General features: G+C 53.8%; 22 protein-coding genes and 1 pseudogene. 11 read left to right on the top strand and 12 right to left on the bottom strand.

The features are described from left to right. Nucleotides 1-143: 143 nt before the first annotated feature. The 4 genes from ssuD to ssuC all read right to left on the bottom strand — a co-directional run bounded on the left by ssuD (nucleotide 144) and on the right by ssuC (nucleotide 3,971). Complete coding sequence (ssuD, locus tag QT230_RS00005) at nucleotides 144-1,322, bottom strand: FMNH2-dependent alkanesulfonate monooxygenase (RefSeq protein ID WP_308319415.1); 1,179 nt, start codon at nucleotides 1,320-1,322, stop codon at nucleotides 144-146. A 1-nt stretch (nucleotide 1,323) separates the two neighbouring features. Further along, nucleotides 1,324-2,298: an aliphatic sulfonate ABC transporter substrate-binding protein gene (locus tag QT230_RS00010; RefSeq protein WP_308319416.1), complete on the bottom strand. Its 975-nt coding sequence runs from the start codon at nucleotides 2,296-2,298 to the stop codon at nucleotides 1,324-1,326. Nucleotides 2,299-2,373: 75 nt separating this feature from the next. Continuing rightward, nucleotides 2,374-3,171 (bottom strand): ATP-binding cassette domain-containing protein, encoded by a 798-nt coding sequence (locus tag QT230_RS00015; protein ID WP_374694427.1) that lies wholly within the window; start codon nucleotides 3,169-3,171, stop codon nucleotides 2,374-2,376. A gap of 2 nt (nucleotides 3,172-3,173) precedes the next feature. After that, on the bottom strand, nucleotides 3,174-3,971 hold the full coding sequence (ssuC, locus tag QT230_RS00020; protein ID WP_228632033.1) for an aliphatic sulfonate ABC transporter permease SsuC: 798 nt from the start codon (nucleotides 3,969-3,971) through the stop codon (nucleotides 3,174-3,176). Nucleotides 3,972-4,199: 228 nt separating this feature from the next. Here ssuC and QT230_RS00025 point away from each other — a divergent pair, with 228 nt between their 5' ends. The 5 genes from QT230_RS00025 to QT230_RS00045 all read left to right on the top strand — a co-directional run bounded on the left by QT230_RS00025 (nucleotide 4,200) and on the right by QT230_RS00045 (nucleotide 10,042). After that, on the top strand, nucleotides 4,200-5,777 hold the full coding sequence (locus QT230_RS00025; RefSeq protein ID WP_308319418.1) for a rhodanese-related sulfurtransferase: 1,578 nt from the start codon (nucleotides 4,200-4,202) through the stop codon (nucleotides 5,775-5,777). Between the two features lie 301 nt (nucleotides 5,778-6,078). Beyond that, nucleotides 6,079-7,008: an aliphatic sulfonate ABC transporter substrate-binding protein gene (locus QT230_RS00030; protein ID WP_308319419.1), complete on the top strand. Its 930-nt coding sequence runs from the start codon at nucleotides 6,079-6,081 to the stop codon at nucleotides 7,006-7,008. Further along, complete coding sequence (locus tag QT230_RS00035; RefSeq protein ID WP_308319420.1) at nucleotides 7,005-7,862, top strand: ABC transporter permease; 858 nt, start codon at nucleotides 7,005-7,007, stop codon at nucleotides 7,860-7,862. Before QT230_RS00030 ends, QT230_RS00035 begins: the two co-directional genes overlap by 4 nt. A 15-nt stretch (nucleotides 7,863-7,877) precedes the next feature. Next, nucleotides 7,878-8,612, top strand: coding sequence for an ABC transporter ATP-binding protein (locus tag QT230_RS00040; protein ID WP_308319422.1), 735 nt, complete (start codon nucleotides 7,878-7,880; stop codon nucleotides 8,610-8,612). 269 nt (nucleotides 8,613-8,881) lie between these two features. Further along, the gene (locus QT230_RS00045; RefSeq protein ID WP_308319423.1) at nucleotides 8,882-10,042 is read left to right on the top strand and encodes a putative sulfate/molybdate transporter; all 1,161 of its coding nucleotides are present in this window, start codon (nucleotides 8,882-8,884) and stop codon (nucleotides 10,040-10,042) included. A 144-nt stretch (nucleotides 10,043-10,186) separates the two neighbouring features. On the opposite strand, the gene QT230_RS00050 is transcribed toward QT230_RS00045, so the two are convergent. From QT230_RS00050 to QT230_RS00070, 5 genes are all read right to left on the bottom strand, one after another. Next, a complete protein-coding gene (locus QT230_RS00050) occupies nucleotides 10,187-11,266 on the bottom strand; it encodes a sulfate ABC transporter ATP-binding protein (protein ID WP_308319424.1) in 1,080 nt (359 codons plus the stop codon). A gap of 34 nt (nucleotides 11,267-11,300) precedes the next feature. Then, nucleotides 11,301-12,191 (bottom strand): sulfate ABC transporter permease subunit CysW, encoded by an 891-nt coding sequence (cysW, locus tag QT230_RS00055; RefSeq protein WP_308319425.1) that lies wholly within the window; start codon nucleotides 12,189-12,191, stop codon nucleotides 11,301-11,303. Between the two features lie 10 nt (nucleotides 12,192-12,201). Then, on the bottom strand, nucleotides 12,202-13,029 hold the full coding sequence (gene cysT / locus QT230_RS00060; RefSeq protein WP_308319426.1) for a sulfate ABC transporter permease subunit CysT: 828 nt from the start codon (nucleotides 13,027-13,029) through the stop codon (nucleotides 12,202-12,204). 84 nt (nucleotides 13,030-13,113) lie between these two features. Further along, nucleotides 13,114-14,187, bottom strand: coding sequence for a sulfate ABC transporter substrate-binding protein (locus QT230_RS00065; protein ID WP_308319427.1), 1,074 nt, complete (start codon nucleotides 14,185-14,187; stop codon nucleotides 13,114-13,116). Nucleotides 14,188-14,443: 256 nt separating this feature from the next. After that, on the bottom strand, nucleotides 14,444-15,376 hold the full coding sequence (locus QT230_RS00070; protein ID WP_308319428.1) for a CysB family HTH-type transcriptional regulator: 933 nt from the start codon (nucleotides 15,374-15,376) through the stop codon (nucleotides 14,444-14,446). A gap of 288 nt (nucleotides 15,377-15,664) precedes the next feature. Between QT230_RS00070 and QT230_RS00075 the strand changes: the two genes are divergently transcribed. Continuing rightward, entirely contained in the window at nucleotides 15,665-16,135 is a 471-nt protein-coding gene (locus QT230_RS00075) for a GFA family protein (RefSeq protein ID WP_308319431.1), read from the top strand. Here QT230_RS00075 and QT230_RS00080 read toward each other — a convergent pair. Beyond that, entirely contained in the window at nucleotides 16,132-16,869 is a 738-nt protein-coding gene (locus tag QT230_RS00080) for a CDP-alcohol phosphatidyltransferase family protein (protein ID WP_308319433.1), read from the bottom strand. The two genes, QT230_RS00075 and QT230_RS00080, sit on opposite strands and share 4 nt — an antisense overlap. 323 nt (nucleotides 16,870-17,192) lie before the next feature. On the opposite strand from QT230_RS00080, the gene QT230_RS00085 reads away from it, so the two are divergent. From QT230_RS00085 to QT230_RS00100, 4 genes and pseudogenes are all read left to right on the top strand, one after another. Then, nucleotides 17,193-18,233, top strand: a complete 1,041-nt coding sequence (locus QT230_RS00085) for a zinc-binding alcohol dehydrogenase (RefSeq protein ID WP_308319434.1) — start codon at nucleotides 17,193-17,195, stop codon at nucleotides 18,231-18,233. Nucleotides 18,234-18,285: 52 nt separating this feature from the next. Then, nucleotides 18,286-18,684: a 6-carboxytetrahydropterin synthase gene (locus QT230_RS00090; RefSeq protein ID WP_308319435.1), complete on the top strand. Its 399-nt coding sequence runs from the start codon at nucleotides 18,286-18,288 to the stop codon at nucleotides 18,682-18,684. Then, the gene (locus tag QT230_RS00095; RefSeq protein WP_308319436.1) at nucleotides 18,681-20,630 is read left to right on the top strand and encodes a glycosyltransferase; all 1,950 of its coding nucleotides are present in this window, start codon (nucleotides 18,681-18,683) and stop codon (nucleotides 20,628-20,630) included. The genes QT230_RS00090 and QT230_RS00095 overlap by 4 nt, the downstream gene beginning before the upstream one ends. Before the next feature lie 22 nt (nucleotides 20,631-20,652). Then, nucleotides 20,653-21,531 (top strand): annotated as a pseudogene (locus tag QT230_RS00100) (lysylphosphatidylglycerol synthase transmembrane domain-containing protein); the annotation flags it as partial. A gap of 63 nt (nucleotides 21,532-21,594) precedes the next feature. On the opposite strand, the gene QT230_RS00105 reads toward QT230_RS00100, so the two are convergent. Next, complete coding sequence (locus QT230_RS00105; RefSeq protein WP_308320096.1) at nucleotides 21,595-22,461, bottom strand: RibD family protein; 867 nt, start codon at nucleotides 22,459-22,461, stop codon at nucleotides 21,595-21,597. Between the two features lie 97 nt (nucleotides 22,462-22,558). Between QT230_RS00105 and ribA the strand changes: the two genes are divergently transcribed. Next, entirely contained in the window at nucleotides 22,559-23,662 is a 1,104-nt protein-coding gene (gene ribA, locus QT230_RS00110; protein WP_308319438.1) for a GTP cyclohydrolase II RibA, read from the top strand. Between the two features lie 9 nt (nucleotides 23,663-23,671). Here the strand turns inward: ribA and QT230_RS00115 are convergent, their stop codons facing one another. Continuing rightward, nucleotides 23,672-24,448, bottom strand: a complete 777-nt coding sequence (locus tag QT230_RS00115; protein WP_308319439.1) for a creatininase family protein — start codon at nucleotides 24,446-24,448, stop codon at nucleotides 23,672-23,674. Between the last annotated feature and the right edge of the window lie 12 nt (nucleotides 24,449-24,460).

The following is a 24,460-nucleotide window of genomic DNA, read 5'->3' on the forward strand; positions in this document are numbered from 1 at the left end:
GTCGTCAATAAGCTGAACGATAGACCAAGGAAACGGCTGGGATACCGAACCCCAGCTCAAGTGTTCTTAGGGGAATACTCAGGAGCACTAGAAACCGCAGGTGCTGCACTTATTAGTTGAATTCAGGATTAAAAAGTGTTTGTTTAGCGAGGCTTGGCACTGTTAGCAACTATTTCACCGCGCACCGCTGCGCGAAGAGTGTCGAGCGCGGGTGGCGGCTCGTGGTCTTTTGGCAGCAGTGGAAGTACCTTTTCACCAAAGTGGTAAGCCTCTTCCAGGTGTGGGTAACCTGAGAAAATAAAGGTATCGACGCCCACCGCCATATACTCTCGAATACGCTCGGCCACGGTTTCTGGGCTACCGACTAATGCGGTGCCTGCGCCGCCGCGCACTAAGCCCACCCCTGCCCATAGGTTGGGACTGACCTCAAGTTTATCCCGCCGCCCACCGTGCAGGGCGGCCATCCGGCGCTGGCCTTCGGAATCCATACGTGAAAACGTCTTCTGTGCAGCGGCAATGGTCTCATCATCCACATGCTCAATGAGTTTATCCGCCGCTGCCCACGCTTCTTCATCCGTGTCGCGTACAATGACATGCAGCCGGATGCCAAACGTTAATTCACGGCCTGCCTTGTTGGCTGCTTCACGCACGGTCGCAATCTTGTCGGCCACTTGTGCCGGTGGCTCACCCCAGGTGAGATATTTATCAACGATATCCGCCGCTACTTCGATGCCTGCGACCGATGAACCACCGAAATAAAGGGGTGGGTAGGGCGTTTGAGCCGGTTCAAAAATCAGTTGGCCCTCTTCAATGCGGATATGCTTACCTTGGTAGGTAACATTTTCACCCGCTAGTAAGCCACGGTAGACATCCAGGAACTCTCGGGTAACTTCATATCGTTGATCGTGGGGCAGGAAGATACCATCGCCCTTGTTCTCAACGGGGTCGCCCCCAGTCACTACATTGATCAGCAATCGGCCATTGGAAATGCGGTCAAGGGTTGCGGTCATACGCGCTGCCACGGTGGGTGACTGCAACCCAGGGCGCACTGCAACGAGAAAGCGCAAGCGCTCGGTGGTGGGTACCAGAGCGGAGGCAATCACCCATGAGTCTTCACAGCTTCGGCCAGTGGGAAGAAGAACCCCGTAAAAGCCGAGCTGGTCTGCCGCTTGGGCAATTTGCTTAAGGTAGCCAAGACTAACTTCGCGGCCTCCTTTGGCCGTTCCCAAATAGTGCCCATCTCCATGAGTGGGTAAAAACCACAGAAACTTCCCTTTTGTGACAGGCGCAGCTGTTTGGGAAGCAACAGAAGGTGCGGTCATCTTATTCTCCTGGTTGCCAAATGGGTGAGTCCGTTGCATCAACGGCGTGAGGCAGAATGTCCGCGGCGAAGAAGGCATCAGCAATTTTCTGCTGCTCGCCAAGGCCTTCCAGCGTGACAGGCTGAACGTCATAGCTACGGTTTAGGTTGGCCGTTTGTACAATGTCAGGATCAAGATTGCCCCAGAGCGGTGCTAACAGCTCGGCGGCTTCTTCTGGGTTCTCGTTTACCCAGTTGCCCGCTTCGTTTAGTGCTTCGTAAACGGTTGATATCACCTCAGGGTTCGCTTCTACATAGGGCGTGGCCGCCAGGTAATAACGTGTGTAGCTGGCTAACCCGTCGCTCCCATCTGTGATAGTGCGAGTTTCAAGGGTTGCGCGGGAGGTAGAGAGGAAGGGTTCCCACGCAATCCAGGCGTCTACATTGCCTTGGGCAAAGGCGGCGCGGGCATCGGCAGGTGGCAAATAGGAGACGCGTACGTCATCTAGTGTGAGGCCAACGCTTTCAAGGGCGGCAATCAGTAAGTAATGGTTGCCCGCGCCGCGTGTCACGGTAATTCGCTTACCGGCGAGGTCTTCCAATGTTTCTATGTCGCTGTCTTCTAGTACGATCAGCGCCTGACCGCCAGGCGAGGGGGCTTCACTGGCATAGAAGGTGAGGTCGGCACCGGCTGCTTGGGCAAAAATCGGCACGGTATCAGCGACATCAGCGCTGATGTCGATATTGCCGACATTTAAAGACTCCAGCATCGGTAAGCCGCTGGTGAATTCGTACCAGTCTATGGTGACGCCCTGCTCAGCGAGTTTATCTTCAAGCGAATTGTTGTTCCTTAAAACACTCATCAGAGTAGACGAGCGCTGATAGCCAATACGTAACTCTTCGGCCAGGGTAAGCGGTGCTTGAAGTAGTGTGGCTGTTGCTAAAGCCCCCACGATGGCGGTTCGTTTAAAGGCGAGTGGCAGAGCGAAAGGTTTCATGGAGTTATTCCTTAATGGGCACATTCCGTGTGCATTGGGGTTATGAGAGGAGAGCAGGGTAAGGTCAGATGGTTGTTATTGGCCTAAGACGCGTTTCAGCACTTTTCCTTCAATGGCAGAAACATCAGCGCTGGCTTGTTCACGGGGCCTGGCAAGGTCTACTGCCTTATCCATGCCAATTTGCCCTTGTTCCAGAACAATCACGCGGTCTGCCAGTTGCACAGCTTCCTGAACGTCGTGGGTAACCAGTAATACGGTGAAACCATGTTGTTGCCATAATCGTTCAATGAGGCGCTGCATCTCGATTCTGGTGAGTGCATCCAACGCGCCAAGAGGTTCATCCAGTAGCAGTAGCTGCGGCTGATGAATAAGTGCACGCGCAAGGGCAACACGCTGGCGTTGTCCACCTGAAAGTTTGGCGGGCCACACATCGGCTTTGTCTGAAAGGCCGACCTCTTCTAATACTCTTAACGCGCGGGGCCTCCAGTCGCCTTTAAGGCCAAGTCCAATGTTGTCGATAACGGACTTCCAGGGCAGCAGCCGGTCATCCTGAAACATTAAACGGATATCTGTGGAGGCGAGGTCAGCATGGCCATCGGCACTTAATGTGCCCGCATTGTGGCGATCTAATCCGGCAATCAGGCGCAGTAGCGTACTTTTTCCGCAGCCGCTACGGCCCACGATAGCAATGAACTGGCCTTTCTCGATCTCTAGGTCGATGCCTTTCAGTACTTCCAGCTCGCCAAACTTTTTAACCACACCCTTGAGGTGTAAATGCGTACCACCTTTCGAGGAAGAGAGGGCGGTGCGAGCACTGCTGGCAGCGCTTTCTTTAACTGGCGTCGTTGTTTCTGTATAGGTAGAAAAGCTCATGTTCAGTCTCCCTTAACATAGGCGGGGTGCCAGCGCAGCCAGCGACGCTCTAGGAAGCGGGCAGCTTCATCAGCTAATTTGCCAAGTAACGCATAGAGCACAATGGCGAGCACGACGACGTCGGTTTGCAAAAATTCACGCGCATTCATGGCCAGATAACCAATGCCTTCACTGGCTGAAATAGTTTCTGCCACGATAAGCGTTAGCCACATCAACCCCAGCGAGTAACGTACGCCCACTAGGATTGACGACATGGCACCCGGTAAAATCACGTTGGTAAAGAGCGGCCAGCCAGACAGGCCGTAGCTGCGCGCCATCTCCATCAGGTTGGAGTCAATATTGCGAATGCCATGGAAGGTGTTGAGGTAAATGGGAAAGGCAGTACCCAATACCACGAGAAAGATCTTGGCTGTTTCATCAATCCCGAACCAGAGAATGACCAGCGGAACCAATGCCAGATGCGGAATGTTCCTGATCATCTGCACGGTACTGTCGAGCAACCGTTCCCCCCAGTGAGAAAGCCCACTAATCAGGCCCAGTGCCAGCCCAATACCACCGCCAATCACAAACCCCAATGCCGCGCGCTGAAAGCTAACCCCCAGGTGGTAGAAGATTTCCCCCGAAGCGGTTAACCGCCAGCCGGCTTCAATCACTGCCAAAGGGGCTGGCATGATGCGACTAGAAATCCAGCCGAACGACACCGCCAACTGCCAGAGTAGTATTAATACAATGGGAACCGCCCATGGCAGTGCGCTGTCGGCCCACCTGTTAGACGCTAACCTTTGTGATGCTATGGACATAGACAATCCCTCCAAAAATGGAAAAAACCGTGAAATAAAGAATTAAGCTAGAAAGAATGTTGATTTATGCTACCAACGCGATTCCTATTCGCTTAAATAGTTAAAACAGAAAAGGTTATTCATAAAAAGTGATAATCAAAAAGCGCAGAGGTGATTTAATTGGAAGGGTGGAAGTTATGTGAAAAAATTAGATTTACATATCTAGAGTTAAGATAAGGGGGTGTGGTGGTGTATAAAAAAATAAGTACAGAAAGAGTCAGAAGTGACCTGATAAACTCATGTGAAATCGCCATTATCGATGTCCGTGAAGAAGCCCCGTTTGCAGAAGGGCACCCTCTCTTTGCTAGCAACATTCCCCTATCGCGCCTCGAACTGGAGATTTTTACCCGGGTTCCTCGTTTAAATACACCGGTGGTGGTTTATGACAACGGTGAGGGCTTGGCAGAGCAGGCCTATCAAAAGCTCTCTGGTTGGGGATACAGCGACGTTGCGCTTCTGAAAGGGGGGCTAAAAGGGTGGGAGGCGGCTGGAGGTGAGATATTTCATGATGTTAACTCCCCCAGCAAGGCCTTTGGAGAGTTGGTGGAATCGGTGAGGCATACGCCTTCACTTGCGGCTGAAGAGGTAAAGGCATTACTTGATGCCAGGGCGGATGTCGTGGTGTTGGATGCGCGTCGTTTTGATGAGTATCAAACCATGAGTATTCCTACCGGCATCAGCGTGCCGGGAGCGGAGTTAGCGCTGCGTGTAAAGGAGCTTGCCCCAGACCCCTCCACCCAGGTAATTGTTAATTGTGCGGGTCGTACGCGCAGTCTTATTGGTACACAGTCATTGATCAACGCTGGTGTGCCCAACCCTGTCGCGGCGCTGCGCAATGGCACTATCGGCTGGACACTGGCTGGGCAGACTCTTGAGCATGGGCAGTCCCGGTCTTTTCAGCCCGTTAGCGATGAAACACGTTTGACAGCGGCGACCTCTGCACATGCAGTGGCAGACCGAGCCGGTGTAAAAAGAGCGAAACGAGATCAGCTTTTTACTTGGCAGCAGAACGCCACTCGCACCACCTATCTATTCGACGTACGAACTCCTGATGAGTTTACTGCAGGGCATTTTCCTGGCGCCTTCTCTGCACCAGGAGGCCAGTTAGTTCAAGAGACGGATCATCATGCGGCGGTGAGAGGCGCCAGGGTGGTGCTGGTAGACGACGATGGCGTACGTGCCAACATGACGGCATCTTGGCTGGCGCAAATGGGGTGGGAGGTCTATGTGCTTGAGGGCGTCGAACTTAGTCATTTCACGGAGTCAGGCGATGAAAAACGCCGGTATCCGCCGGTGCAGTCTGCTGACGTAGTGACGGCGGAAAGCCTAGCGACACTGCTGGGTGAAGGCGGTGTAGCGGTTTTCGATCTTACGACGTATCAGCGCTATCAAAAAGGCCACATCCCGGGTGCTAAATGGGTGCTGCGTACGGATGTGGTCTCCCAAGTAAAAGCGCTACCCCAGCATCAGGTGATCGTTTTAACCTGCGGCAGTGATCGCTTAGCCCGTTACGCCTGGCAAGAGTTGGCCCAGCAAGTGCCCCATAAGGTGGTTGTGCTTGAGGGAGGTAATGCAGCTTGGCGTAGAGCGGGATTATCGGAAGAAGCAGGATCTGGCGACGCGTTATCACCGCTGATCGACCGCTACCGACGCCCATATGAAGGCACGGATAATCCCAAAGAGGCCATGCAGGCCTATCTGGATTGGGAGTTTGGTTTAGTCGCGCAGTTGGAGAAAGATGGGACTCATGGATTTCAAGTTATATAAGCAGCATCAAATTAATCCTACATGAGGGGGTGCCAACGTTAATCAGAGGCTCCATGGTTTTATTATTGTTGATTGTTTTAGTTTTAAAAGCCCCTGCTCTGTGCCGGGGCTTTTTTGATTTTGTTATATAGGCTTTTTGATACCTTTATCATGTTAAGTGATTTGTCTCGAGTGCTGAACTTGATGACTATGTTTTCTCCCCTTGATCCTTCCTGGTTGTTGTGGAGAAAAAGAAGTGAAAACTAAAAAAGAAAAACTATTTTCATTGGCTGCTATAATAATAGCTACGTCGACGCTTGGCATGTCTACAGCCTCGGCGGAGGTCAACTACCCTGATCAGTTAAGTCTGGACTATGCATATTACTCTCCTCAAAGTTTGATCATTAAAAACCACGGATGGCTAGAAGAAGCATTGGAAGAGCATGATGTAGAGGTCAATTGGGTTCACTCTCGCGGTAGTAATAATTCGTTGGAGTTTCTCAATAGTCGAGCAACTAGTTTTGCACTTACATCGAGTGTTTCTGCCTTTATCAGTCGTGCCAATGGGCAGCCGGTTAAAACAATTTATAGCTATTTATGGTCTGAACCTAGCGCATTAGTGGTTACGGAAGATTCAGAGATTACTTCAATCGCAGAGATTGAAGGTAAAACCGTAGCAGCTACCAAGGGCACGGATCCGTACTTCTTTCTGTTACGTGCACTAGAAGCTAATCAGCTTGAACCCAGTGATGTCAGCATTGTTCATCTACAGCATCCTGATGGCAAAACGGCACTTGAGCAGGGGCGTGTGGATGTGTGGGCCGGGTTGGATCCACACATGGCGGCAGCTGAGTTGGCCGGTAACCGCTTTATTTATCGTAATCCTGAGTTTGGGTTGGGTGCATCGCTTAATACCACCGAAAACTTTCTGCGTGACTATCCAGATGCCGTTACTCTCGTACTGGAAACGTATGAACGTGCCCGCCAATGGATCATCGATAATCCTGATGAAACCGCTCAGTTAGTGGCCGATGAGACACAACTGCCGGTTGAGGTAATCCAACTCCAGTTGGGCCGTTACAAATTCGACTCACCCATCCCTGACGAGCGATTTATTGCGGCTATCGAACCCGTCGTTCCGCTACTCCAAGCCGATGGCATCCTACGTCGTAACGCCGATGTAGAGGGCGCTTTGAATAGTCTGGTCGATACAACCTTAATCGATAAGCTACTTGAGGGAGAGTCACCATGACTCGAGTAGTTACATCGCATAGCGACGTGAGCGATGTCTCGAATGCAGATAGCGGCCAGGCCCATCCCCGCCCCATGGCCAAAAATGTGGCACGGGGTAGGCGCCGATGGCGAGGTTGGCTGCTTCCACTGTTTTTAATCGCTCTACTGGAAGTGGTAGTGCGTAGTGGATTGGTCCCTTCTTATCTTATGCCAGCTCCTAGTGAGCTGGCAGTTACCCTAGCGGAGTTGGCGGAAGGGGCGTTGTGGCAGCACATTGCGGCGAGTACCGGGCGCGTCCTTGCAGGGTTTATGTGCGGTGCGGTTCTGGCGTTATTAATAGGCGCGATTGTAGGTATTAGCCGGTCAGTCGAGGCATATATAGACCCAACGTTTCAGGCGCTAAGAGCGGTTCCGGGGCTCGCTTGGGTACCCTTACTACTGATTTGGCTAGGTATTGGTGAGTCTTCCAAGATCACCCTGATTGCTATAGGTTCTTTCTTTCCTATCTACATGAACCTGGTCGCCGGTATCCGTAACGTTGATCGCAAACTTGTCGAGGTTGGGGATATGTACCACTTCTCCCGCCTTGAGAAAATTCGGCGTATCTTCGTGCCCGCTGCCCAGCCTTATCTATTTACGGGGCTACGCAACGGCCTGTCTATGGCGTGGTTATGTGTCGTCGCCGCTGAACTATTAGCCGCTACCCAGGGAATAGGATATTTGCTAACGGATGGTAGGGAGGTCTCTCGACCTGACTTGGTGCTTATTGCCATCGTCTCATTAGCGGTAATGGGCAAATTGACTGATACCCTTTTGAAGGTTGTCGAAGAGCGCAGCCTACGCTGGCGAGACGCTTTTAGCGCAGCCAATTAAGGAGCGACAGACATAATGACAGATGTATTAAGCCTTGATGTTCATGAGAAGCGCTTTGGCGATACGCTAATCCTTGATCATGTTCACGTGGGGATAAAACCCAGGGAAGTCGTTGCGTTGCTAGGCCCTAGTGGCTGTGGAAAAAGCACATTGTTAAGAATCGCATCGGGCCTGGATCGCGATTATGTTGGGCAGGTAAGGCTTCTCGATCACTCGCGTCAGCAACAGGGGGCGCGTCGTGTCGCCTTTATTTTCCAAGAGCCTCGACTGATGCCGTGGCTAACAGTGGAGGAAAATGTCAGTTTCTCTGATGGTAAACGGGCTGATACCGGGCGAGCGCATGCACTACTCTCAGAGGTGGGATTGGCAGGATGGGAGCGTGCGCTACCAAAGCAGTTGTCCGGTGGGATGGCTCAACGTGTTGCGATTGCGAGAGGGTTATATTCGCAGCCAGATGTACTGCTATTGGATGAGCCGTTTAGCGCGGTGGATGCATTTACCAGGATGCGGTTGCAGGATTTACTATTGTCGATTGCCGACTCCCATAGTATTGCCATCTTGCTGGTTACCCACGATATCGATGAGTCGCTTTATCTGGCAGACCGGGTGTTAGTGATGGGAAGCCATCCAGGTACGATACTGCATACGATTAACGTGCCACTCCCACGCCCAAGAGAGCGCACGGATGGACGGTTGAGCACGTTAAAGGTGGAGGCTCTTGAGTCGCTCCATGGGGCACATGCTTTTTGAGTGTATGGAAAAAAAGAAGTTCTAATGGGCATGGACGCCCGTTACGCTATAATGCTCCCCCTAACTCACTATTTTTATATAAGAAAGTGCTGATTAATAATCACGCTTACTTATACGCTGTTAAAATTCGCTTCGAACGCGAGTCTAGCTCATTTGCGCTGCTTTCTCTTGCTTGACCTGCGGATTTAACATTAAAAAGAGACGTCTCAGATGAATAAGGGTTAAGTTAGCTATATATCGTTTAGTTGCTTATTTATAGGAAAATAAATATGTACGGAGGTGAAAAAAGAGGCAGAGCGTTTGAATTTACTTTTCGGGAATTCAGTGGTGCTTTAGGTGACCTAGGCACGCTTTTACCTCTTATGCTAGGTACCATTGCTTTAATTGGACTAGCGCCTACTCCTGTTTTACTTGGTTTTGCACTATTTTATATCGGCTCAGCTTTTTACTATCGACTTCCGATCCCTGTACAGCCGATGAAAGCAGTAGCGGCCGCCATGCTGACGGCAGGTATAGCCCCAGGTGGGCTTGCTGTTAGCGGTATGGTGATTGGATTAACGCTGTTGATATTGGGTGGCACCGGTTGGATTAAACGAATAGGCCGCCTCGTACCTCAGTCGGTATTGGCGGGTCTCCAGCTTGGCTTAGGTATCGTACTTGGCTACATGAGTATTGGTCTTATGCTGCCAGCTCCACTGGTGGCGATTGTGACGCTAGGACTACTTTTAGGTCTATTGTTTTTTCCTCGTTATCCGGCAGTGTTAATTGCGCTGATCGTCTCAACTGTATTGGCCCAAGTGCTTAATACACCAGGATTGGAATTGAACCTTAGTGAGGTAAGTTCCGGTATCATATCTATCCCTTCATTACCCACAATAGCGGAGTTTGAACGTGCGCTATCAGTCTTCGTTCTGCCCCAACTTTCGCTAACATTCACCAACGCAATACTGCTCACAGCTCTCCTGGCTGTTGATTATCATGGAGAGCGTGCTTCCCATGTGACGCCTGTAAAATTATCTATTACCAGTGGCTTGGCAAATCTAATCCTCACTCCATTCGGTGCATTACCCATGTGCCATGGCGCGGGTGGGGTAACTGCCCATTATCGATTTGGAGCGCGTAGTGGTGCAGCCCCACTAATGTTAGGGCTGGCATTAATCGCTTTTGCTCTGATTCCCGGCGGGGTGGGGCTTACTATTATATCTGCTATTCCGGTAGCTGGCCTGGGGGCCTTACTATTTGTAACCGCTGGCCAATTAGCAGTAACGAAACGATTGTTTGATTGTAAGCGATCCTGCTGGCCAGTGATCGCGATTACCACCGTCATTACTGTCCTGGTTGACCCTTTTTGGGGGCTACTAGCAGGAGGTATGGGTGAAATCGTTCGTAAATCTATTTTATGCTACTTACAACGTCGTACCGTGAATTGAATGGCTAACTAGCCTCAAGGCCCATCCACCCAGTCAGTAATGTCACGCGGTCCAAACCAGGGGGCTGGCTGGGTTTTATCTGAGGCAGAGCGGGCTGGCCGCTGGTGTTGTTTGCACCAGCGACGCCACTTCCTCATTAGGCCCTTAGCCGTTTGAAACACGTTCATCCGGCAAGAACACGCGGCTGTATGTGGGGCGAATCCAGGCATCGCCACCTTGCGCTAAGCCTAATGCCCGGAAGCGGTGCTTGGCCAGCTCTGCGTGAACCAGCTCTTCGCTGTTATCAGTACGCAACTCAAGCCTTACAGTGGGGCCAACGACCGAAACCAATTCAATCTTGGCATGCAGGGCGTCGTCATGTTCACGCTGGGCGAATACCTCAATTTCATGGGGGCGCACGTAAGCCTGGCCTTGCTCATTCTTGTAGCCTTGAAATTCAGGCGCCGGCAGTTGTACATCGCCAATGCGGGCAATCCCGTCATGCACCCGCGCATGAAACAGGTTCACATTACCGAGGAACTGGTACACGAATGGATTGGCCGGGTGGTCATAAACATCTTCCGGTGAGCCATCCTGCTCTACGCGGCCTTTGTTCATTACCACAACGCGGTCAGAGACTTCGAGTGCTTCTTCTTGGTCATGGGTAACGAACACGCTTGTCACGTGAATATCGTCGTGTAATCGGCGCAGCCAGCGACGAAGTTCGGCGCGTACTTTGGCGTCCAGTGCGCCAAAAGGCTCATCCAGCAACAGCACTTTAGGCTCCACGGCCAGTGCCCGGGCCAGTGCAATCCGCTGGCGTTGGCCACCGGAAAGCTGGTGAGGGTAGCGGTGGGCCGTCCAGTCCAGTTGTACGAGTTCCAGCAGACGCATGACTTTCTGTTTAATCTCGACTTTGCTGGGGCGGGTTTTGCGTGGCCGGACGGTTAGCCCGTAAGCGACGTTTTGAAACACGGTCATATGCTTGAACAGGGCATAGTGCTGAAATACAAAGCCAACACCGCGCTCGCTCACATGCAGGTTGGTGGTGTCTTCGCCGTGAAAGCGGATTCGCCCCGTATCAGGATGCTCAAGACCGGCAATGATACGTAGCAGGGTCGTCTTACCCGAACCGGAAGGGCCGAGCAGAGCAGTGAGCTCGCCGTCACGGAAGGTGAGGCTGACGTTATCGACCGCCACAAAGTCGCGAAAATGTTTATTAACGTGATCGATTTCAATGCTCATAAATAGTCTCTTATTTCTGTGAAGCGCAAAGGGATCAGGCGGCGGCGATACGTTGGCGGCGTTCATCGTTCCACTTAACGGCGCTCTTAATCGCGATGGTGACGAGCGCAAGGCCTGTCAAAAGCGAAGAGACGGCAAAAGCAGCGGTAAACATGTATTCGTTGTAGAGCACTTCAATATGCAGGGGCATGGTGTTGGTTTCACCGCGAATCCGGCCAGAAACAACCGCTACTGCACCAAACTCCCCCATCGCCCGGGCATTACACAGAATCACGCCGTAGATGAGCCCCCATTTGATGTTGGGAAGCGTGACGTACCAGAAGGTTTTCCAGCCGTTGGCGCCGAGTGTTAACGAGGCTTCTTCTTCCTCTTTACCCTGCTGCTGCATAAGAGGGATAAGTTCGCGTGCAATGAACGGCAGTGTTCCAAATATGATGACGATCACGATACCAGGAACCGCATAGAGAATTTTCAGGTCGTGCTCATACAACCAGGGGCCAAGCCAGCCCTGGGAGCCGAACATGACGACGAAAATCAGGCCTACCACGACCGGTGAAATAGCGAAAGGCATGTCGATCAGTGAGATTAATACGGACTTACCTCGGAACTCGAATTTTGCAACGGCCCAGGCGGTCGCTACGCCGAACACCATATTGGCGGGTACAACGATAATCACCACCAGCAATGTTAAGCGGATAGCTGCCAAGGCGTCGGGCTCAGTGACGGCCGCTTGCCAGGCCGATAGTCCCTGGCTGAAGGCGCTGTAAAGTACCACGATCAGCGGAAGCACCAGGAAGAGACCTAGAAAAGCAAGCGCAATAAGAATTAGGCTGAGCCGTAGCCAAGCAGGCTCTTCAGTAGCGCGACGCCAGCGCTTTTCTATTGAAGAATTGGATAATGAAGATGAAGTGTTTGTTAATGACATGGAAATATCCTTAGTGGCGCCGAGAAGCCCACCACTGCAGGCCATTAATCAGCAGCAGTAGCAAGAAGGCCGCGAGCAGCATCACCGTGCCGATAGCGGCGGCACCTTGATAGTCGAATTGCTCAATCTTGGTGACTATTAGTAATGGGGTAATTTCGGTTCTATACGGTAGGTTGCCGGAGATAAAGACAACGGAACCGTACTCCCCCAGTGCGCGCGCAAACGCCAACGCAAACCCAGTCAATGCTGCCGGTAGAAGTGCAGGGAGAATCACTCGCCGAACAGTCGTGAAACGGCTGGCTCCTAGGCTAGCTGACACTTCTTCAAACTCCGCTTCGAGATCCTCAAGCACCGGCTGCACAGTGCGTACAACAAAGGGCAGGCCTATATAGGTGAGAGCTACCACAACACCCAATTGGGTATAGGCGACGCGGATACCAAAAACGTCAAGGTGTTGGCCTACCCAGCCAGTGCTGGCGTAAAGCGTCACTAGGGCAATGCCTGCCACAGCCGTTGGCAAGGCAAAGGGAAGATCTACTAGCGCATCTACAATACGTTTACCTGGAAAGCGATAGCGCACCAGAACCCAGGCCACTAGCATGCCAAAGAACAAGTTAATTAAGGCGCCGATCAATGACGCGCCAAAAGAGAGTTTGTAAGATGCCACGACTTGGGGATGGCTAATGGCAGACCAAAAGTCAGCCCAGCTCATGGTCGTGGTAAATATCAGTAATCCGGCAACGGGAATCAGGAAGACTAAGCCGAGATAGAAAAGCGAGAATCCCATTGTCAAGCCAAAGCCTGGGATCACATTGCGCGGTTGGTTAAGGTTCGGCATGGTGAAGCTCATCATTTGTTGGGGTGGTTAAACCCAAAAAAAAACCAGGCCTCACAGCCTGGGGATTGAAAGTATCAACCTATCTTAATTAGTGGGATTGCCGACCTGTTCGAGAATGTCATCGAAACGACCACCGTCATTGAAGTGCGTTTCTTGAGCATTCGTCCAACCTTCAAACACCTCATCAACGGTAAAACGCTCTACTTCCGGAAACTGATCAGCAAACTCTGCCGCAATGGTCTCATTGGATGGACGGTAATAATGTTTGCCTGCTAGGCGCTGAGCCTCATCAGAATAGAGTTGCTCTAAATAAGCGGTAGACACCTCGCGGGTTCCATGAGCGTCGACGTTCTTATCAATCACGGTCACAGGCGGTTCTGCGAGAATGCTTACCGACGGCACGACAATCTCAAACTCGCCTTGACCAAGCTGCTCGGTGGCCAAGAATGCCTCGTTTTCCCAGGCGAGTAGTACATCGCCAATACCGCGCTGAACGAAGGTGTTCGTCGCGCCGCGTGCCCCGGAATCGAGTACAGGTACGTTTTTGTAAATATCACGTACGAATTCAAAGACCTTCTGTTCGTCGCCATCGAATTTATCTAACGCGTAACCCCACGCGGCAAGGTAGTTCCAGCGTGCGCCGCCTGACGTTTTGGGATTGGGTGTGATCACTTCTACATCGTTGCGAACAAGGTCATCCCAGTCTTGAATGTTCTTTGGATTGCCATCGCGTACCAGCAACACAATGGTAGATGTATAAGGAGAGCTATTATTGGGCAGACGTGACTGCCAATCCGCAGGAATTAAATCAGAGCGCTCGTGGAATTGATCAATATCATAGGCTAAGGCGAGCGTAACAACATCGGCTTCCAAGCCATCGAGAACCGCACGGGCCTGGGAGCCAGCGCCGCCATGGGACTGACGAATGGTGACGGTTTCACCGGTTTGCTCTTGCCAGTAATTGCTGAACCAGTCGTTGTACTCACGATAAAGTTCGCGAGTCGGGTCGTAGGAGACGTTTAATATTTGCAGTGATTCGCTTTGTGCTTGAACGGTTGCGCTGAATGTCATTGTGCTAGCGAGTATTGCGCCACCCAATATTATGGCGGCGGTGAGTTTAGATTTTTTCCAGATGTTTGTAGGCGTTGTTTTTTCCATGATTAGGCTGCTCCAGCACAATGTTTAGCTATCGTTTGTTGAGGTGATGAAGCACAGCCTAACGGTCTCGATTATTCAATTTAACGAATAAAAAATGGATTGCTTATATCTTTTTATGATTAGTGATCCGCTACAAACCAGTGAGCTTACGTAGAGAAATCAGGCATATTGAAAAGCCACAATGGTCAGGTGGCATGGTTACCAGCTCGTCATGGGGAGAGTGGAAAAGAAGGAAAACGGAGGTGGTGAACGTCAGCTAATCCCTGCGGCCTGCTAATACTTGGTTAACGGTCTCTTCATCCAGGTTGTCGCGGCAAAGCTTTAAGAATTGGTAGGCATAGCCGCGCAAGAAATGGCCACGTCGTAGCGCTAGATAGGTAGTGTTACGGGGAAATAGACTGCTGGCATCCAGTAGTTTTAGACCCTGATCACGCTGTTCGTGATACGCCATGGAGGCGATTAACCCAACTCCCATGCCCAGTTCTACATAGGTTTTGATCACATCCGCATCCAGTGCGGTAAGCACTATATCCGGAAATGCATCCGCCGCCGAAAATGCGGTATCAATACGGGTGCGCCCGGTGAACCCTTCGTGGTAAGTCACAATCGGGTGTTCAGTAATACGTTCAAGTGTTAATGGCAAGCCGTCATTGAGCGGATGCTCTTCCGGCACCACAACCCCATGGTACCAATGGTAAAAGGGAAAGCAGGCAAAAAGCTGCCCTTCCTCATGCAGCGCCTCGGTAGCAATGCCGATATCCACTTTGCCTGCCTTCAGCATTGAGACAATTTCTTCTGGGCTGCACTGATGAAGCTCAAGGTGCACTTTGGGGAAAGCCTGCTTAAAGCGCGCGATAATCGGCGGGAGGGCATAGCGTGCCTGCGTATGAGTGGTGGCAATTGCCAAACTACCTTGATCTTCATGGGTTAGTTGATGCGCTGAGCGCTTAAGATTTTCTACATCAAGCAAAATGCGTTCAATGCAATCGATCAACGTGCTACCTGCCACGGTTAGGCCCAAAATGCGTTTGCCACGCCGCTCAAACAGTTCCACGCCTAGCTCTTCTTCCAAGTCGCGAATATGCTTGCTAGCCCCAGACTGCGAGGTAAATAGTGCATTTGAAGCTTCCGTTAGGTTGAAGTGCTGGCGCACTGTCTCGCGTACGATACGTAGTTGTTGAATGTTCATAGCGAGCTGTTTCCATTCCCTTTGCCATATTTAATATTCCTTAAAAGAATATTAAATATGACAGTTATTCCATAATTATATTTTACGATATCATTATCATTTTTTAGGAATTTATCGATATCAGCTGCAAGCCTTGGTACTACGACTTTCTGCAATCTTTCAACTATTGTTATCCGCTTAACACGATAGTTTAACGCTGGAGTGTATATAGTAAGGAGTATCGACTTATCGAGATCGGTGCGATGTATTTGCTAATCTTGGTTGAAAATCGCTACCAAAGGAGGTGTTATGCTGCTCGAAGGATCATGCCATTGCCAAGCAGTTACGTTTAGCGTGAAGTCGCATCACCCCTATCCCTTCAACCGCTGTTACTGCTCTATTTGCCGTAAAACCGCGGGCGGGGGTGGCTATGCCATCAACCTCAGCGGCGATAGCAAAACCCTTAACGTTAGGGGAGAAGAGCATATCTCTGTCTATAGTGCGCTTATTAATCGTGAGCAGAGCACCGGCGAACGGCATTTTTGTAAACACTGCGCCTCCTCGTTGTGGGTGTATGATCCCGACTGGCCTGAGCTGGTACACCCCTTCGCCTCCGCGATCGATACCCCCCTGCCGACGCCGCCCAAGCGGACCCATATGATGTTGGGCAGTAGGGCGGATTGGGTTGAAGTAAACGCAGGTTTTCAAGATAAGTGTTTCGATGAGTACCCCGACGAGAGCCTGGCTGAATGGCATCAACGCTTGGGATTAGAGCGCTAGGCGTCTGCGTCTCGTTTGGATTGTTGGTGCAGCCACCACACATCAAACCCAAACGAGTAGGCAAGTGACAGCAGCGCGCTAATAGCGAGCAGGCTGGCAACAAGATGAGAGGTGAGCGGTGTTAATGCCAGCAGCAGCGCGACCACCTGCCAGACACACACCGCTTTGCGGCGAAAACTGGCAAATAGCGGCTGTGAGAGCCACTCGAGCGGCCAGCTAGCAGCCACAAACAGGTAGCGCATCCCACCGATCAGCAGCACCCACGGCCCCAGCGATTCAAGCTGTAACAGCCCCGCACAAAGCAGCAAAATCAGCAGCGCATCCAGCTCCATATCAAAGCGCGCACCGAATCGCGAGTGGCTTTTGGTGCGCCTGGCAATCCAGCCGTCTACTCCATCCAGCAGCAGGGCGATCATCGCGATGACTAGCCACTGCCATATCGCCTCGATAAAAGTATTGTCGGCGAGGGCACCTGCCACTATCACTACGAGCACCGCTCTTACTAACGTAACCCGATTTGCCCAGCCCAGTGGGCCGTAGGGCCAGAAGATAACGAGCAATAGCGATATGACCGTATAGCAGCCATAGGCGACCCACCAGTTGGCAGGCGAGGCCATTAATAGCGGCAGCGCTTTGCCCACTGCCAATAGCAGCAGGCCACCCAGCAACAGCTCACCAGCGCTATAAAGGCGCTGAGGCACAGGGTGAGAAGAAGTATTTGAAAAAATCGCCATGGTGACTCACGAAGCGGCGTCGCTGTCCGCAGTTGAAAAATGATGCAACTATTTTTATATGTACCATTCTTGTAGAAGAAGGTAGTGTTGTCTATAAGATACGAAAATAGAGTGCCTAGCCCCAATTGTTAACATTGTTAATCGAATATTTTCTTTTCAAACGCTACTCTGAAGGGGGGAACCATTGAACATCGTCACGCCTGTAACTCTTCACTATGTGATCAAACCAAGGGTTATTACGTGCAATGCAGTGGTGCGACGCCCTATTCAATGGAGTGAAAACGAACTCATGGCAATAGAGTTCGCAACGAAAAGGAATTGTTATGCCAGCGCCTGACAATAGTGGCGAAAATCCCTATGCTCGCCCAAAAAATCCTAACGCTCGCACAAAAAAGTGTGCCAACGCTTTCTGGGTGACAAGCCCAGGCCAAAGCGAGCTGCGACAAGAATCGCTAAATGTACCTGCCCAAGATGAGGTGCTCATACGCACCTTATACAGTGGTATTAGCCGTGGCACCGAATCGCTGGTGTTCAATGGTCGTGTGCCCGAAAGTGAGTTTTCCCGCATGCGGGCCCCCTTTCAAGCGGGTGAGTTTCCCGGCCCGGTAAAATACGGCTACTGCAGCGTTGGTCGCGTAGAAGAGGGCCCTGAAGCGTTAATCGATAAAACCGTTTTTTGCCTGTTTCCCCATCAAGATCACTACGTAGTGCCCGCCTCAGCGGTGCTGGAGGTGCCCAGCATCGTGCCCGCTAAACGCGCGGTGCTGGCGGCCAATATGGAAACAGCCATTAATGGCGTATGGGATGCCGAGCCCATGCTGGGCGAGCGGGTGTGCGTGTTGGGTGCGGGCGTCGTCGGCCTGCTGGTGGCGTATCTCTGCGCCCGAATACCAGGTGTCAACGTTCATCTCATCGATATTAACCCGGAGCGCCGCGCTGTGGCCGAGCGCCTGGGAGTGACATTTTGCGCCCCTGAACAAGCCCCGGATAACCAGGATTGCGTGATTCATGCGAGCGGCCACTCTGCAGGCCTTCGCCAAGCGCTTGAATTAGTTGGCGGCGAAGGGCGCATCATCGAAATGAGTTGGTTTGGCGAGGGGGATGTTTCAATTCCATTAGGTGGCGCTTTTCACTCTCAGCGGCTTACCCTCAAGGCCAGCCAAGTAGGTCAGCTGCCACCAAAATTGCGCCCTCGCTGGGACTATCAACGCCGTCTTCAACTGGCGCTGAGCCTGCTGGCAGATGAGCGTTTAGATGTGCTTATCAGCGGTGAAAGCGACTTTGACCAGTTCCCCGCACTGGCCCCGAGACTGTTTGGCCGCAGCAGCGCCGAACTCTGCCATCGGCTGCGCTACCCTGTATAACTGCATGTTAATAAATTAATTATTTTTTATGGGTAATTAATCAGGAGTTTATATGTTTCGTTTGTGTGTTCGTGACCACTTTATGATCGCCCATAGTTTTAACGGTGAGATTTTTGGCCCAGCCCAGCGCACCCACGGCGCTACCTATGTGGTGGACGTGGTTTTTCAGCGTCCTGAGCTGGATGACGATGGCCTAGTGATCGATATCGGTCTCGCCAGTGACACCGTTAAAGAGGTACTGGCAGGCTATAACTTTCAAAATCTGGATGAGGTCAGCGAGTTTCAAGGTAAAAACACCACCACTGAATTTATGGCCAAAGTGATTTTCGACCAGCTCGCCAAAGCGATTGGCGAGGGGAAAATGGGGTCAACCGCCCAAGGGATCACTCATATGGAGATCAAGCTTCACGAATCCCATGTGGCCTGGGCCAGCTTCGAAGGCGCGCTATGAGCCGGCGTTTTACCCTTATCGTTGCCGGTGACCCTGCTCAGCGCACCGGTGGCTACCTCTACGATGCGCACATCGTCTCAGCCTTGCGTGACCAGGGGTGGGAGATTGACGTTGTTGGCCTCGCCGGTAGTTTTCCTGATGCAGATGACGAGGCGTCGGCAGCGCTTGCCCAGGCGCTTGCATCGCTTTCCGAGCATGCCGCGGTGGTGATTGATGGCTTGGCCATGGGAGCGCTGCCTAACGTCGTCGCTCAGCATGCTCAGCGCTTGGACATTACCGCGTTGCTTCATCACCCGTTAGGCGATGAGCTCGGCCTGAACGAAGCTGATCAACAGCGTTTTCATCGCAGTGAACTAACGGCGCTTGCGTCTGTGGCACGGATTATCGTCACCAGCCACTTTACCGCCCGGCGTTTGCCAGCGCTTGCGGCCCTTTACGACTTGCCACTCAAAGCGAGTGTCACCGTGGTTGAACCGGGCGTTGCCCAGGCGCCGATCAGCCCAGCAGCGGCCCCCGGCGAGACACTGCGCTTACTGTGTGTCGCCACGCTCACGCCGCGCAAGGGGCAGGATATTCTTGTTCAAGCGCTGGCGGGGGTCGCTGGTGATCACTGGCAGTGTGATTGCTACGGCGGTGCGCGAGACCCGGCGTTTACCCAGCGGGTACAGCACCTGATTGAACAAAATGGCTTACAGAGCCGCGTGCAGCTACACGGAGAGTGTGGCAGCGAGATGCTGGAAGCCGCCTATCGGAGCGCCCACGCGCTGGTACTGCCCTCTTGGTATGAAGGTTACGGGATGGTGGTCACCGAAGCCCTGGCCCATGGGCTGCCGGTGATTACCACGACCGGCGGCGCGCTGCGCGATACCTTGCCGGAAGGCGCTGGGTTGAGCGTTGAGCCGGGCGATAGGGCGGCCCTACAAGACGCCTTGAGCCGCTTTTGCCATGACGCCGAGCTGCGCCATCAGTTGCGCCATGGGGCTGCCCAGGCCCGCAGTGCGTTAAGCGATTGGCAAGCAGCTGGCACGGCGTTTGCGGCGGCGTTATCGGCCCAGAGCGACTCGGCTGAGAGCTCGTTAAGCCTGCACACCGGAAGTCATTTTGGGTCTGATTGGCTAACCCTGCGCGAGGCGGCCGACTTTGCATCGCGCAGCCAGCGTCTAGCGGGGCTAGCCGCCGAGTGGCTAAGTGCACGGACGCAAACGCCGCTGCTAGCGGATCTTGGCTGTGGCCGCGGCAGCAATATGCGCTACCTAGCCCCACGGTTAAACGGCCACCAGCGCTGGAAACTGATTGATCACGACGCCATTTTATTGGCCCAAGCGCGTCAGCGGGCAGCCGGATTAGGCGGCGCGCAGGGGCATCCGGTGGCGGTTGAAACCCATTGCGTGTCGCTGGAGCCGCTTAGCGATGTTCCGATGGACGATGCACATTTGGTGACCGCTTCGGCCTTGCTGGATCTTGTCTCCCAACAGTGGATTGAGGCGCTGGTAGCCCGCTGTGCTGAACACCGCCAAGCGCTGCTAATCGCGCTAAGTGTGACCGGCGAGTGGCACTTTACTGATCGCCAGGGTGCGTCGGTAATGGATGACGAAGATCACTGGCTGCTGGCGATGTTTATTGCCCACCAGCAGCGCGATAAAGGCTTGGGCGATGCGCTCGGCGGCCATGCCCAGTCAGTCTTGGTCACCATGTTAAAAGAAGCGGGCTACCGTATTGAACAGGCCGAGACACCCTGGCAGCTCGCCGCGGGCGATCGCGACCAACAACCGTTGATGATGGCATTACTTGATGGCTGGGCAGAAGCCGCGACGGAGCAAAGTCCGGAAGCGGCGGGGCGCATTGCCGCCTGGCTTGAGCAGCGCCAGCAAGCGGTAGCGAATGGCAGCTTGGGTATTAGTGTTGGGCACCACGATTTATTCGCTATACCACGGGCAGAGGGGTAGACGGATGAGCCTTGCAAGGCGGATGCAGGCACACTGGCAGCGAAGCCCATGGCTACGGCGTGGGCTAGTTAGCGCCGCGCTGTTAGGGGCGGTTGCGCTGTGGGTCGATCCCCAGGCCATTCTAGCCGAGGTGCAGCGTTTTTCAGCCGGATGGCTAGTAGTGGCGTTAGTGATCAGCACCTTGCAAGTGATGCTATGCGCTTGGCGTTGGCAGTTCACCGCCGGGCTTATCGATGTGCCGTTACGGTTTAGCTATGCCCTACGCGAATACTATTTAGCACTGTTGGTTAATCAGCTTCTGCCCGGTGGTGTGCTGGGTGACGCTGGGCGAGCGCATCGCCATGCCAGCCAAGCGCAATCTCGCGGTCGCGCTTGGCGAGCGGTGATTATTGAACGTGCTTCAGGACAGGTGGCCGTGGTGCTGCTCACGTTTAGCGCACTGATGCTTTCACCCCTCTGGTATAGCGTTTTGGGCGGGGCGTGGATCACTGCGATCGGTCTCGGCACTGCGGCGGCGCTGGCTATGGTCATCGTTGGTGGCCTGCTGTTGCGCCAGCGCTTAAACGCCTGGCTAGGGCAACTGCCTAACTGGTGCCAATCCTTGGCCCGCGACCTAAAACGCGGCTTACTAACGCGCGGCGTGTGGCTTCAGCAGTTGCTTTCTTCGTTGCTGATTGTGCTGAGTTACGGTGCGGTCATGGTGTGCGCGGCGCGAGCGATTGGCGTTGCGCTACCGGCACTGGAACTGCTGGCGCTAACCCCGGTGCTGCTGCTGGCAATGCTCATTCCGTTTTCGGTGGCGGGCTGGGGGGTACGCGAAGGCGCGGCCGCCGGGGTGTGGGCGTTAGTAGGCTTGCCGCCTGCCCAGGGTGTGGCCGTGTCGTTGGCCTATGGCGTTATCGTGCTACTGGCCTGCCTACCCGGCATTGGCGTCGCCTTGAGTCGTCGCCGCAGCGCTCAGCCGTCAGGTGGGCAAGGGTCGCAGGCGCATATCGAACAGCGTGTCGTCACCGCAACGGAAGGTGCGCGTGGGCGGGCGCAGCGCACTCTCAAGCGTCTCGATGGGCGTCATTTTAAGCCCCGGCCTGCCAGAGCCGATCAGCAATGGCGCGACCAGCAGGTGCAGCCGATCGACGCTGCCCGCTTCGATAAATTGAGAAACCGTAATGCCGCCGCCTTCGACCAGCACGCGGGGCAAGCCTTTGCCGGCCAGCAGGGCGATAACCTCGCTGGGCTTGAACTGGCCGTGTTCGTTCAGCCTCAGCACGCAGCGCTGAACGTGGGACCGAACTTGAGATTGAACTTGAGATTGAACGTGGCAAGAGTGCACAGCCTTCGCCACATCGGGTCCTACGATATGCAGCGTCGGTGCGCCGTCGTTGCACAGCAGCGTCAGGTCATTAGGAAGGCGGCCTCGTGGGTCAAGCACCACCCGGGTCGGGTTGCTGCCACTAACGTGGCGTACGGTCAATTGCGGGTTGTCGGCACTGGCCGTCCCTGCGCCGACGATCACCGCGTCAACCAGCGCCCGCAGGCGGTGCAAATGGACCAAGCTTTCGTAACCGTTGATGTAGTGGGAGTGACCGCTTTCCGTCGCAATGCGGCCATCCAGGCTCTGGCCCAGTTGAGCGATTACCCATGCCGGGCTACTGGCGAGCGGCGTCAGGCAGTCCAGCAGTTCACGCGCCTCAGCGGTGACCGTCTGGTTTGTTTGCCACTCGCCGTTAGGCAGTGCCTTGATGGGGGCGGCGCAAGGGTGCTGATGACGCACCGCCAGCAGCCACTCCCAGGCGTCGGCCAGCGCAATAATGTTGACATAAGAGTCGGACATGACGCCTCCGTGCTAAAAAAACCGCTTTATCATGCGGGCCCTATCAATTCAGCGCAAGCGCGTAACGTCCCTCATGCTAGGAAGCTAGGAGGCCTACATGTACCAGATTGAACGAGCTATTTTCGATATCCGTCGTGGATTGCCAGTGGTGGTGAATGCCGGTGAGCAGCGTCTGCTTGTACAGGCGTTAGAAGGCAGCGATTCAGTAGAATCGCTGGCTCAATTAGCCGGCCAGCAGCCTTCGCTGGTGCTGACTCGCCACCGCTTAGCCGCGATGGGAGTGACGTTAGCCGCCGAGGCAGCAAGCCTGCCGTTAGTAGCTGGCATCACTACCAGCGAGCTGCAAGGCTTGGCTACGGCTGAAACGCTCAAGCAATCTGCGGGTGAGTTATCCAGCCGCTTAAAACCGGCCGGAGTAGCCGAACTTGGTGCAGTCACGCTGATGCGCCGCGCACGGCTCATTCCTGCCGCGCTATGTGCCTTTGTGAGTGAAAAAGCCGCGGCGGACATTGATCAACAGCTGTCAGAAGGGCGGCTGTTGGCCGTCGATGCCAATGACGCCGAGCAGTGTTTGGTCGGGGCGCCGGGCATGCTTAAGCAAGTAAGCGCAGCCAATATTCCTTTGGAGGACGCTGTCGACAGCCGCTTTGTGCTGTTCCGCGAGCCGGATGGCTTGCGTGAACACATCGCCGTGGTGATTGGTCAGCCCGAAGAGTGGAAAACCGCGGTGCCGCTACGAATGCACTCGGCGTGCCTTACTGGGGATTTGTTTGGCAGCCTGCGCTGCGACTGCGGCGAACAGCTGCGCAATGCGGTGGCCGATATTAAAGCCCTGGGCGGCGGCGTGCTGCTCTATCTGGCGCAAGAGGGCCGTGGCATTGGCCTGGCCAATAAGTTGCGTGCCTATACTCTGCAGGATGGTGGCTTGGATACCGTCGATGCGGATCAGGTACTGGGTTTTGGCGACGACGAGCGCCAGTACGCGGTAGCGGTAGATATGCTTAACGCATTAGCCATTTCCCAAGTGCAGCTACTGACCAATAACCCTCTTAAGATGGAGGCGTTGCGCCAGGGCGGCATTGAAGTGGTCTCGCGTCAGGCGCTATATGGCAGTGTCACCGACCAAAACCACCGCTATCTGAATGCTAAAGCAACGCGCGGTGGGCATCTGCTGGAAGAGGTATTGAACGGCCAGTCTTAACAACCAGCGTTAGTCTCTCGCGAGCGGCGGCAGGTGGGCGGTTTCCGTTACCACTGCCGCCAGCTGTTTGGCGTAGTGCTTCACTAGCCGCTCGCCCAATTCAGCGCTTGCGTGGGTGGCATCCCCCGCCACACCCTGGACGCTCAAGTCTTCTGCTAACCAGGCAAATGCTGCAACACCTTCGGCACTGACTAAGGCGTCGCCCTTGGGGGCTGCAGGTGGTGTGGCTTGATAGTTTTCTAGTTGCACCAGCGAGGGTGCCAAATAGCGCATCATCGCGGTTTCGAGTAACCCGCCGTGCAAGCCGTAGCGCAACTCGTCAGATGCAATCGCACCCTCCAAGGGCGGTAGCCGGGTGTAGGTGGCTTTCACCACGCGCATGCTATGCCGCCGCCGCAGCGTTAAGCCTGCCAAATCCATTACCGCTTTGTTACCACCGTGGCTGTTAAGCAGCACCAAACGACGAATTCCCGCCTGCGCGAGGCTGTCGCCGTAGGCTTCTAGGGTGGCAATCGCCAGTGGCGCTGGCAGGCTTAGCGTGCCGGGGAAGCTGGCGTGTTCATCGCTGGCACCCACGGCAATGGGTGGCAGGCAGATAACCTCAAGCGAAGGGGCAAGCGCTTTCAGCATGGCCGCCTGAAGTCCTTCACCAATGGTGAGGTCGGTGGCTAAAGGAAGGTGGGTACCGTGCTGTTCGATAGCGCCAAGCACCAGCACTGCCACCGGATCGCGCTGGGCGAACTCGGCTAGCTGCGGTGCGGTGAGCGTTTGCCAGTGGTGAATCATGATGTGAAAGGC

The sequence above is a fragment of the Halomonas sp. SpR8 genome (genome assembly GCF_031010195.1).
GTDB lineage: Bacteria > Pseudomonadota > Gammaproteobacteria > Pseudomonadales > Halomonadaceae > Vreelandella.

Excerpts from the sequence above, each read along its gene's own strand:
- QT230_RS00030 (WP_308319419.1), top strand. The coding sequence starts at position 6,079 with ATGTCTACAGCCTCGGCGGAGGTCAACTACCCTGATCAGTTAAGTCTG.
- cysT (WP_308319426.1), bottom strand. The coding sequence starts at position 13,029 with ATGCCGAACCTTAACCAACCGCGCAATGTGATCCCAGGCTTTGGCTTG.
- QT230_RS00015 (WP_374694427.1), bottom strand. The coding sequence starts at position 3,171 with ATGAGCTTTTCTACCTATACAGAAACAACGACGCCAGTTAAAGAAAGC.
- ribA (WP_308319438.1), top strand. The coding sequence starts at position 22,559 with ATGTACCAGATTGAACGAGCTATTTTCGATATCCGTCGTGGATTGCCA.
- QT230_RS00105 (WP_308320096.1), bottom strand. The coding sequence starts at position 22,461 with ATGTCCGACTCTTATGTCAACATTATTGCGCTGGCCGACGCCTGGGAG.
- cysW (WP_308319425.1), bottom strand. The coding sequence starts at position 12,191 with ATGTCATTAACAAACACTTCATCTTCATTATCCAATTCTTCAATAGAA.
- ssuD (WP_308319415.1), bottom strand. The coding sequence starts at position 1,322 with ATGACCGCACCTTCTGTTGCTTCCCAAACAGCTGCGCCTGTCACAAAA.
- QT230_RS00050 (WP_308319424.1), bottom strand. The coding sequence starts at position 11,266 with ATGAGCATTGAAATCGATCACGTTAATAAACATTTTCGCGACTTTGTG.
- QT230_RS00095 (WP_308319436.1), top strand. The coding sequence starts at position 18,681 with ATGAGCCGGCGTTTTACCCTTATCGTTGCCGGTGACCCTGCTCAGCGC.
- QT230_RS00070 (WP_308319428.1), bottom strand. The coding sequence starts at position 15,376 with ATGAACATTCAACAACTACGTATCGTACGCGAGACAGTGCGCCAGCAC.
- QT230_RS00045 (WP_308319423.1), top strand. The coding sequence starts at position 8,882 with ATGTACGGAGGTGAAAAAAGAGGCAGAGCGTTTGAATTTACTTTTCGG.
- ssuC (WP_228632033.1), bottom strand. The coding sequence starts at position 3,971 with ATGTCCATAGCATCACAAAGGTTAGCGTCTAACAGGTGGGCCGACAGC.
- QT230_RS00010 (WP_308319416.1), bottom strand. The coding sequence starts at position 2,298 with ATGAAACCTTTCGCTCTGCCACTCGCCTTTAAACGAACCGCCATCGTG.
- QT230_RS00080 (WP_308319433.1), bottom strand. The coding sequence starts at position 16,869 with ATGGCGATTTTTTCAAATACTTCTTCTCACCCTGTGCCTCAGCGCCTT.
- QT230_RS00065 (WP_308319427.1), bottom strand. The coding sequence starts at position 14,187 with ATGGAAAAAACAACGCCTACAAACATCTGGAAAAAATCTAAACTCACC.
- QT230_RS00085 (WP_308319434.1), top strand. The coding sequence starts at position 17,193 with ATGCCAGCGCCTGACAATAGTGGCGAAAATCCCTATGCTCGCCCAAAA.
- QT230_RS00090 (WP_308319435.1), top strand. The coding sequence starts at position 18,286 with ATGTTTCGTTTGTGTGTTCGTGACCACTTTATGATCGCCCATAGTTTT.
- QT230_RS00040 (WP_308319422.1), top strand. The coding sequence starts at position 7,878 with ATGACAGATGTATTAAGCCTTGATGTTCATGAGAAGCGCTTTGGCGAT.
- QT230_RS00035 (WP_308319420.1), top strand. The coding sequence starts at position 7,005 with ATGACTCGAGTAGTTACATCGCATAGCGACGTGAGCGATGTCTCGAAT.
- QT230_RS00075 (WP_308319431.1), top strand. The coding sequence starts at position 15,665 with ATGCTGCTCGAAGGATCATGCCATTGCCAAGCAGTTACGTTTAGCGTG.
- QT230_RS00115 (WP_308319439.1), bottom strand. The coding sequence starts at position 24,448 with ATGATTCACCACTGGCAAACGCTCACCGCACCGCAGCTAGCCGAGTTC.